At 69.8% G+C, this 20405-nt stretch carries 17 protein-coding genes and 1 pseudogene; 6 read left to right on the top strand and 12 right to left on the bottom strand.

Translation table 11 applies throughout. The features are described from left to right. The 4 genes and pseudogenes from Taqua_RS01910 to Taqua_RS01895 all read right to left on the bottom strand — a co-directional run. A pseudogene (locus Taqua_RS01910) lies at positions 1-380 on the bottom strand (hypothetical protein); the annotation flags it as partial. A 64-nt stretch (positions 381-444) separates the two neighbouring features. Continuing rightward, entirely contained in the window at positions 445-1569 is a 1125-nt protein-coding gene (locus tag Taqua_RS01905; RefSeq protein ID WP_144324340.1) for an alpha-hydroxy acid oxidase, read from the bottom strand. Then, on the bottom strand, positions 1566-2255 hold the full coding sequence (locus tag Taqua_RS01900) for a Fe2+-dependent dioxygenase (protein ID WP_144324339.1): 690 nt from the start codon (positions 2253-2255) through the stop codon (positions 1566-1568). Before Taqua_RS01900 ends, Taqua_RS01905 begins: the two co-directional genes overlap by 4 nt. A 28-nt stretch (positions 2256-2283) precedes the next feature. Then, positions 2284-4479 carry a TonB-dependent receptor gene (locus Taqua_RS01895; protein WP_246094579.1) on the bottom strand — a complete coding sequence of 732 codons (2196 nt, stop codon included), beginning with the start codon at positions 4477-4479 and terminating at the stop codon, positions 2284-2286. Between the two features lie 269 nt (positions 4480-4748). Here Taqua_RS01895 and ahpC point away from each other — a divergent pair, with 269 nt between their 5' ends. Together ahpC and ahpF are read left to right on the top strand one after the other, a co-directional pair. Next, positions 4749-5312, top strand: coding sequence for an alkyl hydroperoxide reductase subunit C (gene ahpC, locus Taqua_RS01890; protein WP_144324338.1), 564 nt, complete (start codon positions 4749-4751; stop codon positions 5310-5312). Positions 5313-5466: 154 nt separating this feature from the next. Further along, a complete protein-coding gene (gene ahpF, locus Taqua_RS01885) occupies positions 5467-7056 on the top strand; it encodes an alkyl hydroperoxide reductase subunit F (RefSeq protein WP_144324337.1) in 1590 nt (529 codons plus the stop codon). Positions 7057-7155: 99 nt separating this feature from the next. Here the strand turns inward: ahpF and bamC are convergent, their stop codons facing one another. Genes bamC through Taqua_RS01865 form a run of 5 tightly spaced genes read right to left on the bottom strand, consistent with a single transcriptional unit; the run spans position 7156 to position 11235 of the window. Next, complete coding sequence (bamC, locus tag Taqua_RS01880) at positions 7156-8280, bottom strand: outer membrane protein assembly factor BamC (RefSeq protein WP_144324336.1); 1125 nt, start codon at positions 8278-8280, stop codon at positions 7156-7158. Positions 8281-8311: 31 nt separating this feature from the next. Continuing rightward, complete coding sequence (gene dapA, locus Taqua_RS01875) at positions 8312-9196, bottom strand: 4-hydroxy-tetrahydrodipicolinate synthase (protein ID WP_144324335.1); 885 nt, start codon at positions 9194-9196, stop codon at positions 8312-8314. 33 nt (positions 9197-9229) lie between these two features. Then, positions 9230-9838: a class I SAM-dependent methyltransferase gene (locus Taqua_RS01870; RefSeq protein ID WP_144324334.1), complete on the bottom strand. Its 609-nt coding sequence runs from the start codon at positions 9836-9838 to the stop codon at positions 9230-9232. Then, positions 9835-9999 carry a hypothetical protein gene (locus Taqua_RS13165; RefSeq protein ID WP_185969532.1) on the bottom strand — a complete coding sequence of 55 codons (165 nt, stop codon included), beginning with the start codon at positions 9997-9999 and terminating at the stop codon, positions 9835-9837. The genes Taqua_RS01870 and Taqua_RS13165 overlap by 4 nt, the downstream gene beginning before the upstream one ends. 12 nt (positions 10000-10011) lie before the next feature. Further along, positions 10012-11235, bottom strand: coding sequence for an MFS transporter (locus tag Taqua_RS01865; protein ID WP_144324333.1), 1224 nt, complete (start codon positions 11233-11235; stop codon positions 10012-10014). A gap of 390 nt (positions 11236-11625) precedes the next feature. Here Taqua_RS01865 and Taqua_RS01860 point away from each other — a divergent pair, with 390 nt between their 5' ends. Beyond that, positions 11626-13608, top strand: a complete 1983-nt coding sequence (locus Taqua_RS01860; protein WP_144324332.1) for a DNA topoisomerase IV subunit B — start codon at positions 11626-11628, stop codon at positions 13606-13608. Positions 13609-13639: 31 nt separating this feature from the next. Here Taqua_RS01860 and Taqua_RS01855 read toward each other — a convergent pair whose 3' ends face one another. Beyond that, positions 13640-15133 carry an ArnT family glycosyltransferase gene (locus tag Taqua_RS01855; protein ID WP_221933906.1) on the bottom strand — a complete coding sequence of 498 codons (1494 nt, stop codon included), beginning with the start codon at positions 15131-15133 and terminating at the stop codon, positions 13640-13642. A 17-nt stretch (positions 15134-15150) separates the two neighbouring features. Next, positions 15151-15993 carry a phosphatase PAP2 family protein gene (locus tag Taqua_RS01850; protein ID WP_144324330.1) on the bottom strand — a complete coding sequence of 281 codons (843 nt, stop codon included), beginning with the start codon at positions 15991-15993 and terminating at the stop codon, positions 15151-15153. 220 nt (positions 15994-16213) lie between these two features. On the opposite strand from Taqua_RS01850, the gene Taqua_RS01845 reads away from it, so the two are divergent. The 3 genes from Taqua_RS01845 (at position 16214) to Taqua_RS01835 (ending at position 20004) form a co-directional block, all read left to right on the top strand. Next, positions 16214-16897 (top strand): winged helix-turn-helix domain-containing protein, encoded by a 684-nt coding sequence (locus Taqua_RS01845; protein ID WP_143968469.1) that lies wholly within the window; start codon positions 16214-16216, stop codon positions 16895-16897. Further along, positions 16884-18236, top strand: coding sequence for an ATP-binding protein (locus Taqua_RS01840; RefSeq protein WP_144324329.1), 1353 nt, complete (start codon positions 16884-16886; stop codon positions 18234-18236). Before Taqua_RS01845 ends, Taqua_RS01840 begins: the two co-directional genes overlap by 14 nt. Positions 18237-18330: 94 nt before the next feature. Further along, positions 18331-20004, top strand: coding sequence for a phosphoethanolamine transferase (locus tag Taqua_RS01835; protein WP_144324328.1), 1674 nt, complete (start codon positions 18331-18333; stop codon positions 20002-20004). A gap of 7 nt (positions 20005-20011) precedes the next feature. Here Taqua_RS01835 and Taqua_RS01830 read toward each other — a convergent pair whose 3' ends face one another. Then, positions 20012-20392 carry a diacylglycerol kinase gene (locus Taqua_RS01830; RefSeq protein ID WP_068610792.1) on the bottom strand — a complete coding sequence of 127 codons (381 nt, stop codon included), beginning with the start codon at positions 20390-20392 and terminating at the stop codon, positions 20012-20014. Positions 20393-20405 lie beyond the last annotated feature (13 nt).

The raw sequence follows: 20405 nt of genomic DNA, 5'->3' as shown, positions 1-20405 counted from the left end.
GCCCCCCCTGCGGCAAAGCCTGCCGCGCCTGCAGCGACCGCCACCGCGTCGGCACCGGCGGCCGAGGCAGCCAGCAACACCGGGGCGGTCTTGGGCACGGCTTGGGGCCGGGGTGGCTCGGGCCGCGGGACGGGTTGTGCAGCAGGTTGTGGGGGCGCGGGTTCGGGTGTCAGCAGTTGCACCTGCACGATGCGCGGTGCCGTGGGGCTGGCAGGCTGGCTCCACGCGCGTGACAGCGCCCACAAGCCGGCGACGTGGGCTGCGGTGACGATGGCCGTCACGGTGGCCACGCGGCGGCCGGGCCGGTGCTGCGCACGCCGGTTGCGTGCACCGGGCGCCAAGGCCGGTGCACCAAGGTCGGGGGCAACGAACGCGCTCATCATCGCTTCAGCACCCAGACTGCGGCGGTCAGCACGATCAGCAGACTCAACCCAAGTATCCAAGTCAAGTGCATGGCGTCGGGCTCCGTTCGGGTTGGCTTGTGGCAGCCTTGCTGGGGTCGGTGGGGGCAGGGCTGCGCAGCAGGTTGGGGTGCAATGCGGCGGGCTCGGCGCAGCCCAGCAGCGCCATCGTGCCACGCAGCTCGTCATGCCACTGACGCCACAACGCAGCCACGCCCGCAGGCCCCGCGCTGGCCAGAGCTTCGATCAACGGGCGTCCGACCAGCACGGCGCGCGCGCCCAGGGCCAAGGCCACGGCCACGTCGGCGGCGCTGCGCAATCCACCGTCCACCAGCACCGGGACACGCTCCCCCACCGACTGCACGATGCCCGGCAGCGCCAGCGCCGTGGCGGGCAGACCATCCAGCACCCGACCGCCGTGGTTGGATACGATGATGGCGTCGCACAGCCCTGCGTCGCAAGCGTGCCGGGCGTCGGCGGGATGCAGAATACCTTTGAGCACCAGCGGCAGCGGGCAGCGCTGGCGCAGCCAGGCGACGTCGTCCCAGCGCAGGGCGCAGCGCAGCAGCGCATCCAGCGTGCCGTGGGGGGCACTGGCGGGCAGGTTGGGTTGGGGCCAGTCGGCAGGCAGGGCAAAGCCGGCCGCGCGCGCCTGCGGCGACGCCCATTGCACCGGCGCATCGACGGTGAGCACGATGGCCTCGTAGCCCGCTTGGGCGGCTCGGTCCACCACGTGCAGCCACGCCGTCGGCTCGCCGTACGGGTACAGTTGGAACCACAGGGGACCCCGCGCGGGCTCAGGCAGCACGGCGCGCGCCACCCTCTCCAGAGGCACCGTGGCCTGGGTTGACAAGACCACGCCGGCGCCCTGGGCGGCGCAGGCCAGGGCCAACCCCAGCTCGGCCTGCGGGTGGGCCAGCAACAGATGGGCCATGGGCGCCGCCAGCCACGGCGCTGGCCAGCGCCGACCCAGCAGCTCCACTGTGGCGGTGACATGCGGCGGCGTGGCCAGCACGCGGGGCCACCACGTGAAGGCGCGCCACGCGGTGACGTTGGCCTGCAGCGTGCGCTGCTCCCCGGCGCCGCCCAGCAGGTACGCGCGGGCGGTGGCACTCGGCCCTGATGGGGCCGGGGCGGCAGCAGCATGGGGGGCGGTGGTTGGCGTCATGGCGTGGCCCACAGGCGCAGCAGGTTGTGGTACACCCCGGTCAGTCCGGTGGTGGCTGGGGTTTCGCCCAGTTGCTGGCGCAACTTGAGCACGTTCATGTCCAGCTCGAACAGGATGCGGCGCTGCTCGTCGCTGCGCACCATGCTCTCGATCCACAAGAAGCTGGCCAGCCGCGCCCCCCGCGTCACCGGTGCGACCTCATGCAAGCTGGTGCCCGGGTACAGCACAGCGTCGCCCGCAGGCAGCTTGACGCGCTGCACGCCAAAGGTGTCGTGGATGGTCAGCTCACCGCCGTCGTACTCGTCGGGGTCAGCCAGAAAGACCGTGCACGACACATCGGTGCGTACCCACTGGCCGTCGGCGTGGGAGTGCAGCACGGCACCGTCGATGTGCGGCCCGTAGGCGGGGGCCTCGGGTCGATACCGGTTGAACAGCGGGTTGTAAATGCGCCGTGGTAGGGCCGCCGAGAACAACAGCGGGTCGCGCTGCAACGCTTGCAGCACGATGCCGCGCAGCCTCGCGGCCTGCGGGCTGTCTTGCGCCAGTTGCTCGTTGCGTTTGACCTGGGCGGCCTGCGCACCGGCGCTGGCGCGGCCGTCGATCCAGGGGGCGTCGGCAGCGTCCAGCACGGCGCGGATGTCGCGCAGTTCCTGCGGGGTGAGGATGGCTTTGAGGTGCAGCAACATGGTGCGCAGGCTTGGCCGGGCGGTCAGTTTAGAACACCGTCTTGAGGCTCAGGTACACGCGCCGCGGCGCCCCGGGGGTATAAAAGCCACGGTACAGCGCGTCGGCGTAGAGCTTGTCGGTGAGGTTGGTGACATTGAGCTTGAGGGTGGTGCGCTCATCCAGCGTGTACTCCAGCATCGCGTCCAGCGTGGTGAAGGCCGGCGCCACCACCGTGCGGTTACCCTCGGGGCTTTGCTCGCTGCGGTGGTTGATGCCCAGGCCGGCGCGCCACTGCGGCGCGAAGCGGTAGGTGGTCCACAGGCTCAGGCTGTGCTTAGGCGTCAGGCCCGGGCGGTCGCCGACGCGTTGGCTGTTGCCGGTGGAAGGGCAGGAGCTTTCCGCGCAGCGGTCGATGCGGGCGCTGGGGATCCAGGTGTGGTTGTAGAAGATTTCCCAGTTCGGGGTGATGCGGCCCGCGGCGTTGAATTCCAGGCCCGTGGCGTGGCGCTTGCCTGACAGCAGCTGTTGGGTCGCGGCGCTGTCGGGGTCGGTGTTGCGCTCGTTGTACTTTTCGCTGCGAAACAGCGCCACGCCGACCAGCGCCCGTTGCTGAAACAGCTCCCACTTGGCGCCGACTTCGATGTTGCGGCTCTTTTCGGGCGGCGTGTTGGCAGTCTTGGCGTTGTTGCTGCCGGAGGCGAAGTTGCCCAGCGCAAACTGGTAGGTGTCGCCCGAGGTGTTGTACGACTCTCCGAACGACGCGTAGTACGACGAGGTGCCGTTGGGCTCGTAGATGACGCCGACGCGTGGGCTCCAGAGGCTGTCGCGGCGGCCGCCGCTGGCGGTGCCATCGGTGTAGTCGGCTTCGAAACGGTCGAAGCGCAGGCCACCCACCACCTTCCAATGCGGGGCGAGTTGCACCACGTCTTGGGCGTACACGCCAAGGCTTTTGGCCGTGAAGGTGTTGTACACCCAGGTGCGGGTGTCGGTGCGGCTGTCGCCGTCGTTGGGTGTACCCACCGTGGTCGTCAGGCCCGAGTTGCCGCCGCTGTTGTTGTTGTTGCGCTTGGCGTCTTCGTGGGTGATGTCGACGCCCGCCGTCAGGTGGTGGCGCAGCCCGCCCAGCTCAAACTTGTGGCTGTAGTCGCTTTGCAGCTGGGTGATGTCACTGATGCCGCGGCGCCCTTTGGCGTTGCGGGTCAGGACGGTGTTGGCGGTGGGTGGGTTGGTCAGACTGACGGTCTGGCCTGGGCACAGGGTGGCGTTGTTTTGGCAAAAGCCGATGGCCGACACCCACAGGTCACGCTCATAACGGCCGTGGCGCAGGGTGGTTTTGAGCTCTTCCTGGGGGCTGAGGCGCCAAGTGTGCGACAGGGTCAGCACGTCTTGCGAGCTGTCCATGTAGTCGCTGGCCAGCCCGTAGTAGTTTTTAGCCGCCAGCACGGGCACGATGCGTCGGCCCGTTTCCCCGGTGTTGCCCGTCAGCAGCCATGGGTGGTTGTAGTTGGGGCGCTGATCGGTGCGCAGGTGGTACAGGTCCACAGCCAACTCGTGCCGCTCGCCAATGCCGGTGCGCACGCCCAGGGCCAGGCCATCGCGGTTGTCTTGGGCACCCCATAGGTCGGCGTCTTGTTTCATCACGTTGAGGCGCACGGCGCTGCTGCTGCCGAGCTGCTTGTTGAGGTCGGCTTGCACGCGCTTGTGGTTGCCGTTACCCACCGTGGCCTCGACCTCGTAGCGGTCCATCAGGAACGGCTGCTTGGTGACTTGGTTGACCACGCCGCCGGTGGAGCCTTTGCCAAACAGCATCGACGCCGAACCCTTGAGGACCTCGACGCGCTCGGTGGCAAAGGTGTCGCGGGTGATGAGCTGCCCTTCGCGCATGCCGTCGCGGAAGATGTCGCCCGCTTGCCCGAGCGAGAAGCCGCGCAGACGCACATCCTCTTCGCCGGTTTCGCCGGCTTGGAAGGTCACGCCGGCGGTGGTGCGCAGCACGTCGCGGAAGTCGTCCAGTTGGCGGTCGTCCAACAGCTGCTCGGTCATCACGGTGACGCTTTGCGGGATGTCGCGCACCTGTTGCTCGCCCTTGCCCAGTCGGGTGGTGGAGGGTTTGAGCGTGCTCTTGGCGCGAATCTCGGCAGGTTCTGACTGGCCGGTGACGGTGACCGTGTCCAGTGTGCCCGCGGCTTGCGCCGCAGGTGGGTTGGTCTGCGCCACCGCGTGCAGGCTGGCCGCAAGCAGCACGGCGCCGAGGGGGAGTGCGGGGGTGGGGTGGTCGGTAAGGGTATGGCCATGGTCATGTCGGGTCTGAAGGGGTGGACAGGAACGATGTGTGAGAACGAATTATAGACAGCAAATGAGAATGATTAGCGTTCGTGTAAGTGATCAAGGTATGCGATGGTCAAGATTGAAACTATCAATGACATATCACGATTGTTTTGTACTATGATTTAGGGGTAGACGCGCAGGCAGGCGCGTCCATCATTCCCTCAACCACGAAAGGAAGTCGTGCTATGTCGCTGATCAACAAGCAAGTGCAGCCGTTCAAGGTGCAAGCGTTCCACAACGGCAAGTTCGTCGAGATCACCGAGCAGTCGCTCAAGGGCAAGTGGTCGGTGCTGATCTTCATGCCGGCGGCGTTCACCTTCAACTGCCCGACCGAGGTCGAGGACGCAGCCGACCACTACGAGGAGTTCCAAAAGCTGGGTGCCGAGGTCTACGTCGTCACGACCGACACGCACTTCTCGCACAAGGTGTGGCACGAGGTCTCGCCGGCGGTCGGCAAGGCCAAATTCCCGCTGGTGGGCGACCCCACGCACCAGCTGACGCGTCAGTTCGACGTGCACATCGATGAAGAGGGCCTGGCGCTGCGCGGCACCTTCATCATCAACCCCGAGGGCGTCATCAAGACCGCCGAAATCCACGACAACGCCATCGCGCGTGACGTCAAGGAAACGCTGCGCAAGCTGAAGGCCGCCAAGTACGTGGCCGAGCACCCGGGCGAAGTCTGTCCGGCCAAGTGGAACGAGGGCGCCAAGACGATCGCCCCGTCGCTGGACCTGGTCGGTAAGATCTGACGCCGCCGGCCGTCGGCGCACCCAGGCGGCACCGTGCGGTGCCGCACGCCGATGGCCCGATATTTCCCATCGCTGAGCAACCCTTGGCCGGCCCGCGCAGGCGGGCCGGTTGGGGGTGCGCTGTCCCAGTCACCCAACTCCAGGAGCGCTACGTATGCTGGACGCCCAACTCCAATCCCAACTGCAGGCCTACTTGGCCTACGTCAAGCAGCCGTTCGAGCTGGTGGCGACGCTGGATGACTCGGCCAGCGCGCACGAGCTGCGCGAATTGCTGCACACCATCGCCCGCTTGTCCGACGGCAAGATCACCGTGCGCACCGACGGCACCGCCGCACGGCGGCCGTCGTTTGCCATCCGCCGCGGCGATGGCACGCCGCAGCTGACGTTTGCCGCGGTGCCGCTGGGGCATGAGTTCACGTCGCTGGTGTTGGCGTTGCTGTGGGCCGGCGGCCACCCACCCAAAGAAGCCCCCGAGGTGTTGCAGCAGGCGCGCGAGTTGCCCGGCGAGCACGACTTCGAGGTGTACATGTCGTTGTCGTGCCACAACTGCCCGGACGTGGTGCAGGCGCTCAGCCTGCTGGCCATCGTCAACCCGCGTGTGCGCACCACCATCATCGACGGCGCGCTGTTTGCCGACGAGGTGCGCGAGCGCAACGTGATGGCGGTGCCGCTGGTGCTGCGCAACGGTGAAGTGTTCCACTCGGGCCGGGCCACGTTGGCCGAACTGTTGGCCAAGCTGGACCAAGGGGCCCAGCAGCGCCAGGCGGCCGCGTTGGCGGCGAAAGAGCCGTTCGACGTGCTGGTGGTGGGCGGCGGCCCGGCCGGTGCGGCGGCGGCGGTCTACGCCGCGCGCAAGGGCATCCGCGTGGGCCTGCTGGCCGAGCGCGTCGGCGGGCAGGTCAACGACACGTTGGCCATCGAAAACTACCCGGGTATGTTGGAAACCACCGGGCCGCAGTTGGCTGCCGCGCTGCAGGCGCACGTGCAGCGCTACGAGGTGGACGTGATGACGGGGGCGCGCGCGCAAGCCTTGCACCCCGCGGCGCAGCCCGGCGGCTGGATCGGCGTCACGGTGGAAGGGGGGGCGACGCTGCGCGCGCGCAGCGTCGTGCTGGCCACGGGGGCACGCTGGCGCAACCTCAACGTGCCCGGGGAAGCCGAGTACAAAAACCGCGGTGTGGCCTACTGCCCGCACTGCGACGGTCCGCTGTTCAAGGGCAAGCGGGTCGCGGTCATCGGCGGGGGCAACTCGGGGGTGGAAGCTGCGATCGACCTGGCCGGCATCGTGCAGCATGTGACGTTGCTGGAATACGCCGAGCAGCTCAAGGCCGACGCGGTGCTGGTCAGCAAGCTCAAGAGCCTGCCCAACGTCACCGTGCTGACGCAGGCGCAGACCCTGGAGGTGCTGGGCGACGGTCACAAAGTCACCGGCCTGCGCTGGCGCGACCGTGCCAGCGGCGCCGAACAGACGCTGGCGCTGGAGGGGGTGTTCGTGCAAATCGGCCTGGTGCCCAACACCGAATGGCTGGGCGACGTGGTGCCGCGCAACCGTTTCGGCGAAATCGAGATCGACGCCGCGTGCCGCACCGGCGTGCCCGGCGTGCTGGCCGCGGGCGACTGCACGACGGTGCCGTACAAGCAAATCGTCGTGGCCGCAGGCGAAGGCGCCAAGGCAGCGCTGGCGGCGTTCGATGAGTTGATCCGGATGCCGGCGCTTCAGCCCACCGAGGCCGCCGTGGCCTGAACCCGGATCGGGTAGGCTCACGGCCACACCCAGCCGGGCGCATGCCACTGTGTGGCGTCCCTCGGGGGGCGCCATGCCGCGATCAGCGGCGCCGCGCCATTACTTCAGGTCGTCGACCAGCAGCTTGGCGATACGCTCGGCGTTGGGGCTGCGGTCGGGCTGCCCCTGCGCGTCGAGCACTTGCACGACGGTGCGCTCGCCTTCGCCACGCACCGCGATGCGCAGGCGCAGCGGGGTGCTGTCGGCCTTGTTGCTGCTGCTGAACCAGCCAGCAATGCGCCCGAAAAAGCCCGGCTCCTGCTTGGCGGTGTTGGCGTCCGGGGCCACGTAGCGCACGAAGTACACGCCCTCGGCGCGGTTGCGGTCTTCGACGGTGAAGCCGCTGCGGTCCAAGCTCAGGCCGACGCGGCGCCAGGCGCGGTCGAAGTTTTCCTGGATGACGACGACCGGCCGGCCGTCGATGGTGTCCAGTCGCGCCAGCGTCGGCACCGCGCCGGCGGCCACCGCGGCCTTGGCCTGCTCTTGGCTGACGCCGAGCTTGACCATCAAGCGACGCAAGAATTCAGCCTCCAGCTCCGGGTCGGCCGGGCGCGGCTGCCACACGGTGTTGTCTTTGCGCTCGTTGCTGTAGACCTCCACCATGCCGCGGTGGCTGATGAAGATGTCGCTGCCGCCGCGCTCGTTGCGCTCGACACGGGTGCGGAACTTGTCGCGCTCGCCCGTGGAGTACAGGTTGTCGAACAGCTTGCCGATGGTGGCGCGGATGATGTCTTGCGGGATTTTGGCGCGGTTTTCGGCCCAGTCGGTTTCCAGCAGGCCCAGCTGCGGCTGGTCCAGCGTCAGCAAAAAGCCGTTTTCCTGCCAGAAGTCGCGCAGCGCGGGCCACAGCTGCTCGGGCGGGCGGTCCACCACCAGCCAGCGTTGGTTGCCGGCGCGTTCGATGCGCACATCCCCGATCTGCGCCGGGACGGCCACCTGGGTGCTGGGGCGCGCCGCAGCGGCGGCTTCCATGCCGGTGGCGGTCACCGGCCCACCGGGCAGCGCGTAGCGGCTGTCGCGCGCCAGTTGCGTCAGGTCCGGCGGCACCTCGAGCGTGTTGATTTGCTTGGCGCTTTTGTAGTCGATGCGGGTTTCTTCGAGCACCGAGCAGCCGGTGGCCAGCAGGGCGGCCAGCGCGACGGCGCTCAGCCGCAGGGCCGAGGTGGGGCGGGGGGTGGTGAGCATGTCGTCTCCCATCAGGGCTGGGCGGTTCGGTTTACAGCAGGCCGCTGGCGCGCAGCGCCGCTTCGACCACGGCCTGCCCGTGGGCCGACAGCGGCGTCAGCGGCAGGCGCAGCGTCGGGCCGCACAGGCCCAGGCGCGCCATGGCCCACTTGACCGGGATCGGGTTGGCCTCGACGAACAGCTGCTTGTGCAGCGGCAGCAACTGCATTTGGATGCGGGTGGCGGTGCGCGCGTCGCCGGCGATGGCCGCCGCGCACAGTTCGTGCATCAGGCGTGGCGCCACGTTGGCGGTGACGCTGACGTTGCCTTGGCCGCCCAGCAGCATCAGCGCCACGGCGGTGGCGTCGTCGCCGGAGTAGACGGCAAAGTGCGCGGGCTTTTCGCGGATCAGCCACTGGGCACGCTCGATATTGCCGGTGGCCTCCTTGATGCCGACGATGCCGGGCACCTGCGCCAGGCGCAACGCGGTCTCCGGCAGCAAGTCGGCCACGGTGCGCCCTGGCACGTTGTACAGGATGATGGGCAGGTCGCCAGTGGCTTCGGCGATGGCCTTGAAGTGCTGGTACAGACCCTCTTGCGTCGGCTTGTTGTAGTACGGCACCACCTGCAGCTGGCAGTCGGCGCCGACCTTGCGCGCGAACTCGGCCAGCGCGATGGCTTCGCGCGTGGAGTTGCCGCCGCAGCCGGCCATGATGGGCACGCGGCCGGCGGCGTGCTCGACCGCGACGCGGATGATTTCGCAGTGCTCGTCGACCGTCACGGTGGGCGATTCGCCGGTGGTGCCGACGACACCGATGCAGTCGGTGCCCTGTTCGATGTGCCAGTCGATGAGCTTGCGCAGCGTGGCGTAGTCGACGCTGCCGTCCTCGTGCATCGGCGTCACGAGGGCAACGATGCTGCCGGTGATGGGCTTCATGGGTGTACGGTGAGCTGGATCGAAGCGCCCATTCTAACCAGCCGCGCCGGAGGTCGACGGGGTGGTGAGCGGCAGACGCAGCGGCTCGCTCGGGGCGGGTTGGGGCGGGCGCAGCGCCGCCACGCGTTGCACGTAGCGGGCGGGGTCGCTGTCGTAGCCGTCTTCGTAGGCGACGATGCGCAGGCCCGCGCAGACCTGCAGCAGCTCGCCGGGGGCGAGCAGGAATTCGGGGCGCGCCGGCCGCCCAATCGTCTGTTGGCCCCAGGCAAAGGTTTCGTACAGCAGCACCCCGCCGGGCGCCAGGCTGGCCAGCAGGTGCGGCAGCAGGGGGCGCCACAGGTAGTTGGTCACCAGCACGACGTCAAAGGTTTGCCCGGGCAGCGGCCACGGCGCCGCTTCGAGGTCGGCCGCCAACCGGGTGACGGTGGCGGCCATATCATCCAACGCGGCCAGGGCCTCGGCGTCGCGGTCGACGGCCGTGACGCGGTAGCCCTGCTGCACCAGCCATCGGGTGTGCCGCCCCCAGCCGCAGGCCACGTCCAGCGCGCGGCGCTGCGGCTGTTGCGCGTGCAACGTCTGCAGCAGCGCGCCAAAGCGCGTGATCCAGGGCGAAGGGGGCAAATGCGCGTGCGGCGGGGTCAAAAGCAGCTCCACAATCGGTCGGCCACGGTCAGCATAAAGTCCGGCGTAAGGTACCACGCAAACACCGCCGCGCAGGCCGCCAGCACCGCTGTCCACAGCAGCAGCCGCAGCCGCCACCGGGGTGGCGAGGTCGAGGCGGGGGCGGGGGTCAAGCCGGACATGGCTGTGCGTATTCAGGTTGCGCCGGCGGCGACGCGCACGGGTCCTCGGACCAGCGGTGCTTCGCGGATCGGCAGGTTGACCACGGCGGCCAGCACGCCCAGCGTGATGGCCTGCCACCACACGATGTCGTAGCTGCCGGTGCGGTCGTACAGCAGGCCTCCCAACCAGACTCCGGCAAAGCTGCCCACCTGGTGGCTGAAAAAGACAAACCCTCCCAACATCGACAGGTGCGCCACGCCAAAGATTTGCGCCACCAAGGCGTTGGTGGGCGGCACGGTGGACAGCCACAGCAGCCCCATGACGGCGGCGAACCCATAAACGCTGGCCGGCGACAGTGGTGCGTTCAGAAACACCACGATGGCCACCGAGCGCAGCGCGTAAATGGACGCCAGGATCTTGCGCTTGGCCAGCCGCTGGCCCAGGGCGCCGGCGGCGTAGGTGCCGGCCACGTTGAACAGCCCGATCAGCGCCAGCGCGGTGCTGGCCACCTGCGGCGCCAGCCCCTGGTCTTTGAGGTAGCTGGGCATGTGCACGCCAATGAAGACGACCTGGAAGCCGCATACGAAGTAGCCCGTCATCAGCAGCACGAAGCTGCGCGTGCCCAGCGCCTCGCGCAGCGCGTGCATCACCCCCTGCGTCGGTGCGGCCGCGCGCGCGGCGTGGAAGTTGGGCTCGCGCAGGCCCAGCGCCAGCGGCCCGATGGCCAGCACCGCCACCGCCAACGCCAGCAGCGCGTGTTGCCAGCCCAGCTGCTCGATCAGCCACCCTTCCAGCGGCACCATCAAAAACTGACCGAACGAGCCCGCCGCGGCGGCCACGCCCATCGCCCACGAGCGACGCTCGGCCTCGATTTGCCGGCCGATGACGCCGTAGACGATGGCGTAGGTGGTGCCGGCCTGCGCGGCACCGATCAGCACCCCCGCCGTGAGCGCAAACACGGTGGCGCTGCTGGCCAGCGCCATGCCGACGAGGCCCAGCGCGTACAGCACCGCCCCGGCCCACAACACCCGGTACGGCCCCCAGCGGTCCGCCACCATCCCGGCGCCAATGCCGAGCACGCCCCAGGCCAGGTTTTGCACCGCCATGGCCAGCGCGAAGCTTTCGCGCGGCCAACCGTGGGCGGCGGTCAATGGCTGCAGCCACAGGCCAAAGCCATGGCGAATCCCCATCGACAGGGTGACGATCAGCGCGCCACACAGCAGCACCTGCGTGGCGGACAGGCGTTGTTCGGTCATGCCGCTGATGGTAGCCGAACACGGCCCGGTGCGTGCGCGGGTCCCGACGACGAGGCATGGTGGATGTTGTCGGCCTTGGTTGACGCCAGACGTGCAAAGGGTTCAGCAACCCATTGACGCGCAAGGCGCTTGTGCCGTTATCCCGCGTGCCTGTGGATAACTTTGTGGGCAACCCGTGGTCATCGCTGGCCAAGCCGCGCCGCACAAGCCCTGCAACAGATTGCCCATTTTTTGCGCAATCAAAAACAATAGACAAAACAATGGTGTATGCTGTTTCCGCAGTGCGTTGCGGTACAACCAAGGGAGGAAATCGATGGCGTGCGCCGCGCCACGGCGGCCCCGTTGGGTGTGCACAAACCCGCCGTGCGCAAGCGCCTACAATCGCGCGCTATGGTCGACACCACCCCCACCGTTGCCCCCGCGGGTTATGCCGAGGCCGCCATCCGGGTGCTGAAGGGGCTGGAGCCCGTCAAGCAGCGGCCCGGCATGTACACCCGCACCGACCATCCGTTGCACATCGTGCAGGAGGTGATCGACAACGCCGCCGACGAGGCCCTGGCTGGCCACGGGCGGCGTATCGTCGTGACGTTGCACGCCGACGGCTCGATCAGCGTCGAAGACGACGGCCGCGGCATTCCGCACGGCCTGCACCCCGAGGAAGGCGCGCCGGTGCTGGAGCTGGTCTTCACCCGGTTGCACGCGGGCGGCAAGTTCGACAAAGGGCACGGTGGCGCCTACAGCTTTGCCGGTGGTTTGCACGGGGTGGGTGTCAGCGTGACCAACGCGCTGGCCCGGCGGCTGGAAGTGGCCAGCCACCGCGACGGCCACGTGGCGACGATCGCCTTTGCCGGCGGCGACGTCGTGCAGCCATTGCAGCGCCGGCCGCTGGCCGCGGGCGAGTGGCGCCAGGGTACGACGGTGCGTGTGTGGCCCGACGCGCGCTACTTCGACAGCCCCGACATCCCGCGCGCGGAGCTGGTGCACCTGCTGCGCAGCAAAGCGGTGCTGCTGCCGGGGGTGAGCGTGACGTTGATCGATGAGGTCAGCGGTCAGCGCCAGACGTGGCAATACAAGGGCGGCCTGGCCGACTACCTGGGGCAGCGGTTGCCGGTGGAGCCGTTGCTGCCAATCTTCACCGGCGCCGGCTGGGCCGAGGCCGGGCACGACACCTTTGCCGAAGGCGAGGGTGCGCAGTGGGCGGTGGCGTTCACCGAAGAGGGCCCGCTGGTGCGCGAAAGCTACGTCAACCTGATACCGACGACCGCCGGCGGCACGCACGAAAGCGGTCTGCGCGAGGGGCTGTTTCAGGCCGTGCGGGGGTTTATCGAGCTGCATGCGTTGCTGCCCAAGGGCGTCAAGGTGCTGCCGGAGGATGTGTTTGCCCGCGCCAGCTTCGTGCTCAGCGCCAAGGTGCTGGACCCGCAGTTTCAGGGGCAGACCAAGGAGCGCCTAAACTCGCGCGACGCCGTGCGGCTGGTGGCCAGCTACGTGCGCCCGGCGCTGGAGCTGTGGTTGCACCAGCACGTCGAGCACGGCAAGCGGTTGGCGGAGCTGGTCATTCGCGCCGCGCAAAGCCGCCAGAAGGCCGCGCAGAAGGTGGAAAAGCGCAAAGGCTCCGGGGTGGCGGTGCTGCCCGGCAAGCTGACCGACTGCGAAAGCCGCGACCTGTCGCGCAACGAGCTGTTTTTGGTCGAGGGCGACAGCGCCGGCGGCAGCGCCAAGATGGGGCGCGACAAGGCGTCGCAGGCCGTTCTGCCGCTGCGCGGCAAGCTGCTCAACACCTGGGAGGTGGAGCGCGACCGGCTGTTTGCCAATGCCGAGATCCACGACATCGCGGTGGCCATCGGGGTCGATCCCCACGGCCCCGACGATGCGGTGGACCTGAGCGGCCTGCGCTACGGCAAGATTTGCATCCTGAGTGATGCGGACGTGGACGGTTCGCACATCCAGGTGTTGCTGCTGACCCTGTTTTTCCGGCACTTTCCCCGCCTGATCGAGGCGGGACACGTTTATGTCGCGCGGCCCCCGCTGTACCGGGTGGATGTGCCCGCGCGCGGCAAAAAGCCCGCCAGCAAACACTACGCGCTGGATGAGGGGGAACTGGCGGCGATCCTGGACAAATGCGCCAAGGAGGGGGTGCCGCGGGAGAAGTGCCAGATCAGCCGCTTCAAAGGCCTGGGCGAAATGAGCGCCGAACAACTCTGGGACACGACGCTCAACCCCGACACGCGCCGCCTGCAGCCCGTGACGTTGGGGGGCCTGGATGCCGCGGCGACCGCGGCGCGCCTGAACCGCTTGATGGGCAAGGCCGAGGCGGCCGCCCGCCGCGAGCTGATGGAGCAGTGGGGCGATGCGGTGGAGGTGGACGTCTGATCCACCCCACCAGCCATCCCAGATCGGACCTTCAGGGATCGCGCCGCAGCAGCACCACGCCGCCGCGCTGGTAGATCACGGTGTGCGGCACATCCGGCAGGCGGTCGAGCCGGGTGAGGGCCCACTCGCCCGGCTCCGGCAGGCGCTTGGGGGTGATCGACTGGGCATAGACGCTGAAGCTGGGCGCGTCGAAGCGCCACAGCACCGCCGGCGCCTGGGCCTGGTGCGCAAGGCGGCCCGCGTGGCGCACGGCGCCCTGCAGCACATCGCCAAACCACGGCGCCACCAGGGCGCCGAGCAGCAGGGCCTGCATGGCCGCCAGCGCCTGCAGCCGCCGCCAGACGGGCCAGCGCCGCTGCAGCGCCACTACGATGCCCGCGATCAAAACCGCCCAGGCCACGGGTGCATACAAGGCGGGGGCCAGATCCCGGGCCAGCGCGAGCTGGGCGCGGTAGTAGGGGTTGCCGGTGCGCAGCCCGGCTTCGTGCAGCAGGGCGGGCAGGTGCGGCCACAGCGCCAGCAGGGCCACGGGCACGATCAACCAGGCGCCACGCAGCGCGGGCAGGCGCAGCGCCAGCAGAATCATCAACGGGGTGGAGCCGTAGAGCACATAGTGTGGTAGCTTGGTTCCGGACAGGCTGAAGAACACCAGCACGAATCCACACCACAGCCACAGGTAGCGCGTCAGCGGCGTCTGGACATCGGGTTTGATCTGCCGCAGCACGGCGGGCAGGGCTGCACTCCACGGCAGCAGCAGCAGCGGCAGGGCGATCAGGTAATACAGCCAACCCCCGCTGTGCCCCTCCAGCGTACCGGTGAAGCGCTGGACGTTGTGGCGCAGGATGAAGCCGTCCACGAACGCCTGCCCATGGGTCAGCAGCATCGCGGCATACCACGGGGCCGCCACGGCCAGGAGCAGCAGCCAGCCCCGCATGTCGAATGCGATGCGCCGCCAGGTGGACCCGTCGCGCGTCAGCAGGGTGTATAGGGTGCCTGCTGCGGCGGGGATCAGCACGGCCACCGGCCCCTTGGTCAGCAGCCCCAGCCCCACCCAGAAATACACCCGCAGCAGATCCGGCCGTTGCCCTCGCTCCAGATAGCGCCACAGATCCAGGCAGGCCAGCGTCAGCCACAGGTTGAGCAGGGCATCGGCCGTGGCGGCGCGCGCCATGATCCACGGCCCCAAGGCCGTCGCCACGATCCACAGGGCGCGCTCTGCCGCCGCTGCGTCCGCGCGCTCGCGCACGAAGCGCCAGACCGCCCAGCCCCACCCCATCGCCGCCAGGGCGGACGGCAGACGCAAAGCCCATTCGTGCAGGCCCAGCACCGCGACCGACAGCGCCTGGAGCCAATAGATCAGAATCGGTTTGTCGTACCGCGGCACGCCGTTGAGCCAGGTCGACAGCCAGTCGCCGTTGACCAGCATCTCCCGCGTCGCTTCGGAAAACGCCCCTTCGTCCACATCGAACAATGGCGGCGTGCCCAGCCCAGTGAGCCATGCCGCCAGGGGCACCAGCCAAAGCATCCAGCGCATTCCTGCGATCACTCCATTTCTCTCAGTCGCCGCAGCGGCACGGCTGTCGAGGCGCGGCGCAGCCAGATCCGCCGCGCCGCCGCGACCAGCGCGACCCCGACGACCAAGCCGCCGAGGGCGTGGGCCAGCGGTTCGACGGTGGCGGGCACGGTACGCCACCACAAGCCCAGACCGAGCACGCCGGCGGCGCCGATTTCCCAACGGTGCAGCGCATCCCCCGGGCGCGGCCCCCAGCGCCCGGCGGCGAGGACGGCCGCGGCGGCACAAAGCCACCCCAACAATGCCCCTACGGCGACATCCAGAGGCCAATGCGCCCCGACTCCGACCCGCGACAGGCCGATGGCGAATGCCAACGGCAGCGACACCGCCGCGGCCATCCCGCGCTGCGGGGGGCGAGCGGTCAGTATCCAGCAAGCCGCGAGTGTAAAGGCCGTGACCGTGTGCCCCGACGGAAAACTGCCCTGCCTGAGCACGTCGCCGATGATGTGGAGGGCTTCAGGGGGCAAGACGGCGGCGGGCCGGGGGGCTGCCGCCAGCGTCTTGATGCCATGCAGGGTCAGTGTGGCGGGCGCGATGCTCCACAACAAGGCGGGGGATGCGTGGCGGTGGCCAGTCGCGATGGTGGCCGCCAGAAACAGCGCCAAGGCGAAATGTGTGTCGCCCATCCAGGTCAACCACCACCACAGCAGATCCGGGGCGGCGCGCGTCAACCGCTGCACACCGGCCAACGCATCGACGGGTGGGGTGAGCATCAAACCTGCGATCACGAGCAAGCACAACCCTGGCAGGAGCCAGAACCAGGCGCTGCGGAACATCGATGCAAAGGAAGAGGCTGTCGGCGGGGTATGCATGGCGAGACATGCAGTCGAAAAGCCGACAGATTGCCGGCACTGTGTGAAAATGCGGTGTCGGCGGGCGCGGGTGTGTCGCCAAGGACGGCACCAGCCCGGCCGGCCGGTCGAACGATTAAACGCCCGCAGGGCTTAACGAGGCCTTAACCCCCAACGCCCTGGGGACACGCTTCCAGCGTGTCGGTTGGACCGCAGGCCGCGCGAGCAGGAGATTGAAGGATTGCGCATCCTGATCGTCGAAGACGACACCGCCATTGCCGAGGGCGTGGCCGCGCTGCTGCGCGCGCAGGGGCATGGTTGCGATGTCTGCGCGACCTTGGCCTGCGCCAGCCGTGCGCTGCAGGCGGAGCCGTTCGACCTGGTGCTGCTGGACCGCGGATTGCCGGACGGTGACGGCATCGATTGGCTGCGCGCGCGGCGCGCGGCCGGGCTGCATGCGCCGGTGCTGGTGCTGACCGCCCGCGACGCATTGGCCGACCGCGTGGCGGGGCTGGACAGCGGGGCGGATGACTACCTGGTCAAGCCGTTTGCACCGGAGGAGCTGCTGGCGCGCATGCGCGTGGCGCTGCGCCGCAGCGCCGGGCAGGCCGAGGCGGTGTTGCGCCATGGCGCGCTGCGGGTCGACCCGGCCGCGCGCGCGGTGTGGCGCGACGGTCAGCCGGTGGCGCTGCGCGCCAAGGAGTTTGCATTGCTGTGGGCGCTGCTGCGCGCCCGCGGCCGTGTGTTGACGCGCGCGCAGCTCGAGCAGGCGCTGTACGGCTTCGACGACACGGTGGAGAGCAACGCGCTGGAGGTGTATGTGCACCACCTGCGGCGCAAGCTCGGCGAGGACCTGATCCAGACCGTGCGCGGGGTCGGCTACACCATCCCGCCTCGGGCGGAGGGGGACGATGGCCACGGCTGAACGCGCCCCCCGGCTGGCATGGCGGCTGCTGGCATGGACCTTGGCCACGCTGCTGGGGGTGTGGCTGGTGCTCGTGGCCAGCGCCTATCAGACCGCGGTTCATGAGGCGAAGGAGATCAGCGACGGGCAATTGACGGCCGCTGCGCGCTTGCTGTTGACCGCTCCGGTACAAGGCCCGGTTCCCATAGTGGATGCGGCGGCGCTGCCGGTGCGGGCGGAGCCGCGCTATGCGCCCGAGCTGCATGTGGTGGTCTGGGAGAGCGGGGCGCTGCGCTGGGATCCGCAAGCCTGGGCAGCGCGGTTGCCGCCGTCGTTACCCGAGGGCTATCACACGCTGGTGTTGCCGCTGGCGGGCGAGGTGCGCACGTGGCGCTGGTTCGTCGCCGGGCATGGCGCGCGCCGGGTGGCCGTTGGGTTGGATGTCAGCCGCCATGCGGAGCTGGGGCGCGACGTGGCCGAGCACCTGGTGCGGCCGGCGGTGGTGTTGCTGCCGCTGGTCGCGCTGCTGCTGGGGTGGGCGATCCGGCGCGGGCTGGCGCCTCTGTCGGCGCTGGCCGAGGCCCTGCAGCGCTTCGATGCCGATACCGCGCGTGGCCTGCTCCCGGCACAGCGCTACGACGAATTGCAGCGCGTGCAGCGGGCGCTGCAGGCGCTGGTCGAGCGGCTGCACGCACTGTGGCAACGCGAGCGGCGCTTCACCTCCGACGTCGCGCACGAGCTGCGCTCGCCGCTGACGGCACTGGTGTGGCAGGCGCGGTTGGCGCGGCTGCAGGTGGGCACGCCCGCCGGCGAGGCGGCCCTGCAGACGGTGGAGCGCGAGGCGCTGCGCGCCGGCGAGATCCTGACCCAGCTGCTGGCGCTGGCGCGTGCCGACGCCCCGGGCGGCGAGGCCGCGCAGCCGGTGGCGCTGCACGCGCTGGCGCAAGAGGTAGCGCAGGAGTGCGCCACGGCGATGGGCGGCGGGCGTACCCCGCCCGAGGTGCAGGGGCCGCCGACCGTCGTCCGCGGCCGGCCGACGCTGCTGCGGCTGGCGCTGCGCAACCTGGTCGACAACGCGCTGCGCCACACCCCGGCGCAGGCACGGGTGGCGGTGCGCGTCGGCCCGCGCACCGACGGGGCGGTGGCGGTCGAGGTGCTGGACGAGGGGGGCGGCCGCGGCGAGGCACCCGCCGACCGCGGCGGCCTGGGTCTGGGGTTGACGCTGGTGCAGCGCATCGCCGAGCACGAGGGGGCGCGGCTGGAGCGGCTGGCAAGTCCTTCGCCGCCGTGGGCCACCGGCTACGCGCTGGTGTGGCCCTCGGCGCCGACCGGACCCGAGACCGGTGCCGCGTCGCGGTGACCCCGTCCGCCGCCGCGGATCGGGGGTTTAAGGCTGCGCTAATCCTGGGGTGTCATCGTGCGCGGCCATGAGAGGCATCCGCACGGGAATACGAATGGCAGACGGCGCCGAGGGCTCGACCGCGGCGGACAGCGCGGCCGGCTGGCACCCCTTGGCGGCGCTCGCCCTGCTGGCCGGCTGGCTGGCCACGGTCGGCAACGTGCCGCTGTGGTCGGCGGTGTGGCCGGTGCAGGGGTCGCTGGGCGCGCGTGGCTGGGCCGTGGCGCTCGCGTGGGCGCTGGTGCTGGCGCTGGTCAACCTGGCGGTGCTGGCGTGGCTGGCCGTCGGGCCGCTGCGCCGACCGGTGGGGGTGGCGCTGCTGGCGCTGGCGGGGGGGGCGAGCTACTTCATGCTGGCCTACGGCATCGTCGTCGATGCGTCGATGGCGGCCAACGTGTTCCAGACCGACCTGCGCGAGGCGCGCGACCTGCTGACCCCGGGCCTGCTGGTCGCGCTGGCGCTGGGCGTGGCGCTGCCGGGATGGCTGTGGTGGCGCCTGCCGGTGCGGCGGTGGCCGGCGCGCCGTGCGGTGCTGGTTCGCGTCGGCGTTGGCGCGGCGGCGCTGGGGCTGGCCGTCGCCCTGCTGTGGTTGACGTTTCAGGATCTGGCGGCGCTGATGCGCAACGACCGCGCGCTGCGCTACCTGATCAATCCCTACAACAGCGTCTACGCCGCGCTGCGCCACGGCGTGGGCCAGCGGGCGCTCGCGTCCGAGCCGCCGCAGCCCATCGGCCTGGACGTACAGCCGCTGCCCGCAGCGGCCCGCGAGGACGAGGCGCCGCTGGTGGTGTTGGTGGTCGGCGAGACGGCGCGCGCGGCCAACTGGGGCTTGAACGGCTACGCGCGCGACACCACGCCGCGCCTGCGCGCGCTCATCCAGCAGGGGCAGCCGATCGTGTCGTTCGCCGCCGTCACCTCGTGCGGCACCAACACGCAGACGTCGGTGCCCTGCCTGTTCGCGCCGGAGGGGCGGGCGCGCTGGAACCCCTCGCGCGCGCAGGAAAACCTGCTCGACCTGCTGCAGCGCGCGGGGCTGGCGGTGACGTGGCTGGACAACCAGTCCGGCTGCAAGGGCGTGTGCGCGCGCGTGCCGTCGCGCCAGACCGACCATCTGCAGGTCCCGGGCCTGTGCCGTGGCGACGAATGCCACGACGAAATCCTGCTGCGCGAGCTGCCCGGCGCGCTGCAGGCCTTGCCCGAGCCTGCCCGCCAGGTCGGCACGCTCGCGGTGCTGCATCAGATGGGCAGCCACGGGCCGGCCTACTTCAAGCGCACGCCGGCGGCGTTCAAACGCTTCCAGCCGGAGTGCACGACGGCGCAGCTGCAGGCGTGCGAGCCGGCGCACATCGTCAACGCCTACGACAACACGCTGCTCTACACCGACCATGTGCTGGCGGAGCTGATCGGCTGGCTGGCGCAGCGGCGCGGCCCTACGGCGCTGCTGTACGTCTCCGACCACGGGGAGTCGCTCGGCGAGGGCGGGCTGTACCTGCACGGCATGCCGTATGCCGTGGCCCCGCGCGAGCAGAAGGAGGTGCCGATGCTGCTGTGGGCCAACGGCGGCATGCAGCGGCGCCTGGGGCTGGATTGGGCCTGCCTGCAGCGGCGCGCGCAGGAGCCGTCCTCCCACGACCATGTGTTCCACACCGTCGCGGGGCTGTTCGGCGTGCGCAGCGCGGTATTGGACGCCGAGCGCGATCTGCTGGCGGCGTGCCGCCGCGCGGGCTGATCGACCGTCAGCCGCGCCACCACGTCCACAGCGCCGCGCCCCAGACCCCGCCGGCAAACAGCAGGGACAGCAGCACGGCGGCGCTGCCCAGGTCCTTGGCGCGCTTGGACAGGGCATGCCATTCGGGGCCCACGCGGTCCACGACCGATTCGACCGCGGTGTTGAGCAGCTCCACCACCATGAGCAGCATCACCGAGCCGACGAGCAGGGCGATCTGAACCCAGTCCCGGCCCAGCCAAAAGGCGGCGGGCACCAGGACTGCGGCCAAGAGCACTTCCTGCCGGAAGGCCGGCTCGTGCCAGCCGGCTTGGAGCCCATCGAGGGAGTGGCCCGCGGCGTGCCAGAGTCGGGCCACCCCCCGGCGCTTGGGGACAACGGGCGGGGACATGGGCGGGCGACGA

Source organism: Tepidimonas aquatica, from assembly GCF_007556585.1.
Lineage (GTDB): Bacteria > Pseudomonadota > Gammaproteobacteria > Burkholderiales > Burkholderiaceae_C > Tepidimonas > Tepidimonas aquatica.
This window is presented reverse-complemented; position numbering and strand designations above follow the sequence as displayed.

What these genes read in the sequence shown, in the direction of transcription:
- Taqua_RS01905 (WP_144324340.1), bottom strand. Translation starts at nt 1,569, where the DNA reads ATGACGCCAACCACCGCCCCCCATGCTGCTGCCGCCCCGGCCCCATCA.
- Taqua_RS01900 (WP_144324339.1), bottom strand. Translation starts at nt 2,255, where the DNA reads ATGTTGCTGCACCTCAAAGCCATCCTCACCCCGCAGGAACTGCGCGAC.
- ahpC (WP_144324338.1), top strand. Translation starts at nt 4,749, where the DNA reads ATGTCGCTGATCAACAAGCAAGTGCAGCCGTTCAAGGTGCAAGCGTTC.
- ahpF (WP_144324337.1), top strand. Translation starts at nt 5,467, where the DNA reads ATGCTGGACGCCCAACTCCAATCCCAACTGCAGGCCTACTTGGCCTAC.
- bamC (WP_144324336.1), bottom strand. Translation starts at nt 8,280, where the DNA reads ATGCTCACCACCCCCCGCCCCACCTCGGCCCTGCGGCTGAGCGCCGTC.
- dapA (WP_144324335.1), bottom strand. Translation starts at nt 9,196, where the DNA reads ATGAAGCCCATCACCGGCAGCATCGTTGCCCTCGTGACGCCGATGCAC.
- Taqua_RS13165 (WP_185969532.1), bottom strand. Translation starts at nt 9,999, where the DNA reads ATGTCCGGCTTGACCCCCGCCCCCGCCTCGACCTCGCCACCCCGGTGG.
- Taqua_RS01865 (WP_144324333.1), bottom strand. Translation starts at nt 11,235, where the DNA reads ATGACCGAACAACGCCTGTCCGCCACGCAGGTGCTGCTGTGTGGCGCG.
- Taqua_RS01860 (WP_144324332.1), top strand. Translation starts at nt 11,626, where the DNA reads ATGGTCGACACCACCCCCACCGTTGCCCCCGCGGGTTATGCCGAGGCC.
- Taqua_RS01855 (WP_221933906.1), bottom strand. Translation starts at nt 15,133, where the DNA reads ATGCTTTGGCTGGTGCCCCTGGCGGCATGGCTCACTGGGCTGGGCACG.
- Taqua_RS01850 (WP_144324330.1), bottom strand. Translation starts at nt 15,993, where the DNA reads ATGCATACCCCGCCGACAGCCTCTTCCTTTGCATCGATGTTCCGCAGC.
- Taqua_RS01840 (WP_144324329.1), top strand. Translation starts at nt 16,884, where the DNA reads ATGGCCACGGCTGAACGCGCCCCCCGGCTGGCATGGCGGCTGCTGGCA.
- Taqua_RS01835 (WP_144324328.1), top strand. Translation starts at nt 18,331, where the DNA reads ATGGCAGACGGCGCCGAGGGCTCGACCGCGGCGGACAGCGCGGCCGGC.
- Taqua_RS01830 (WP_068610792.1), bottom strand. Translation starts at nt 20,392, where the DNA reads ATGTCCCCGCCCGTTGTCCCCAAGCGCCGGGGGGTGGCCCGACTCTGG.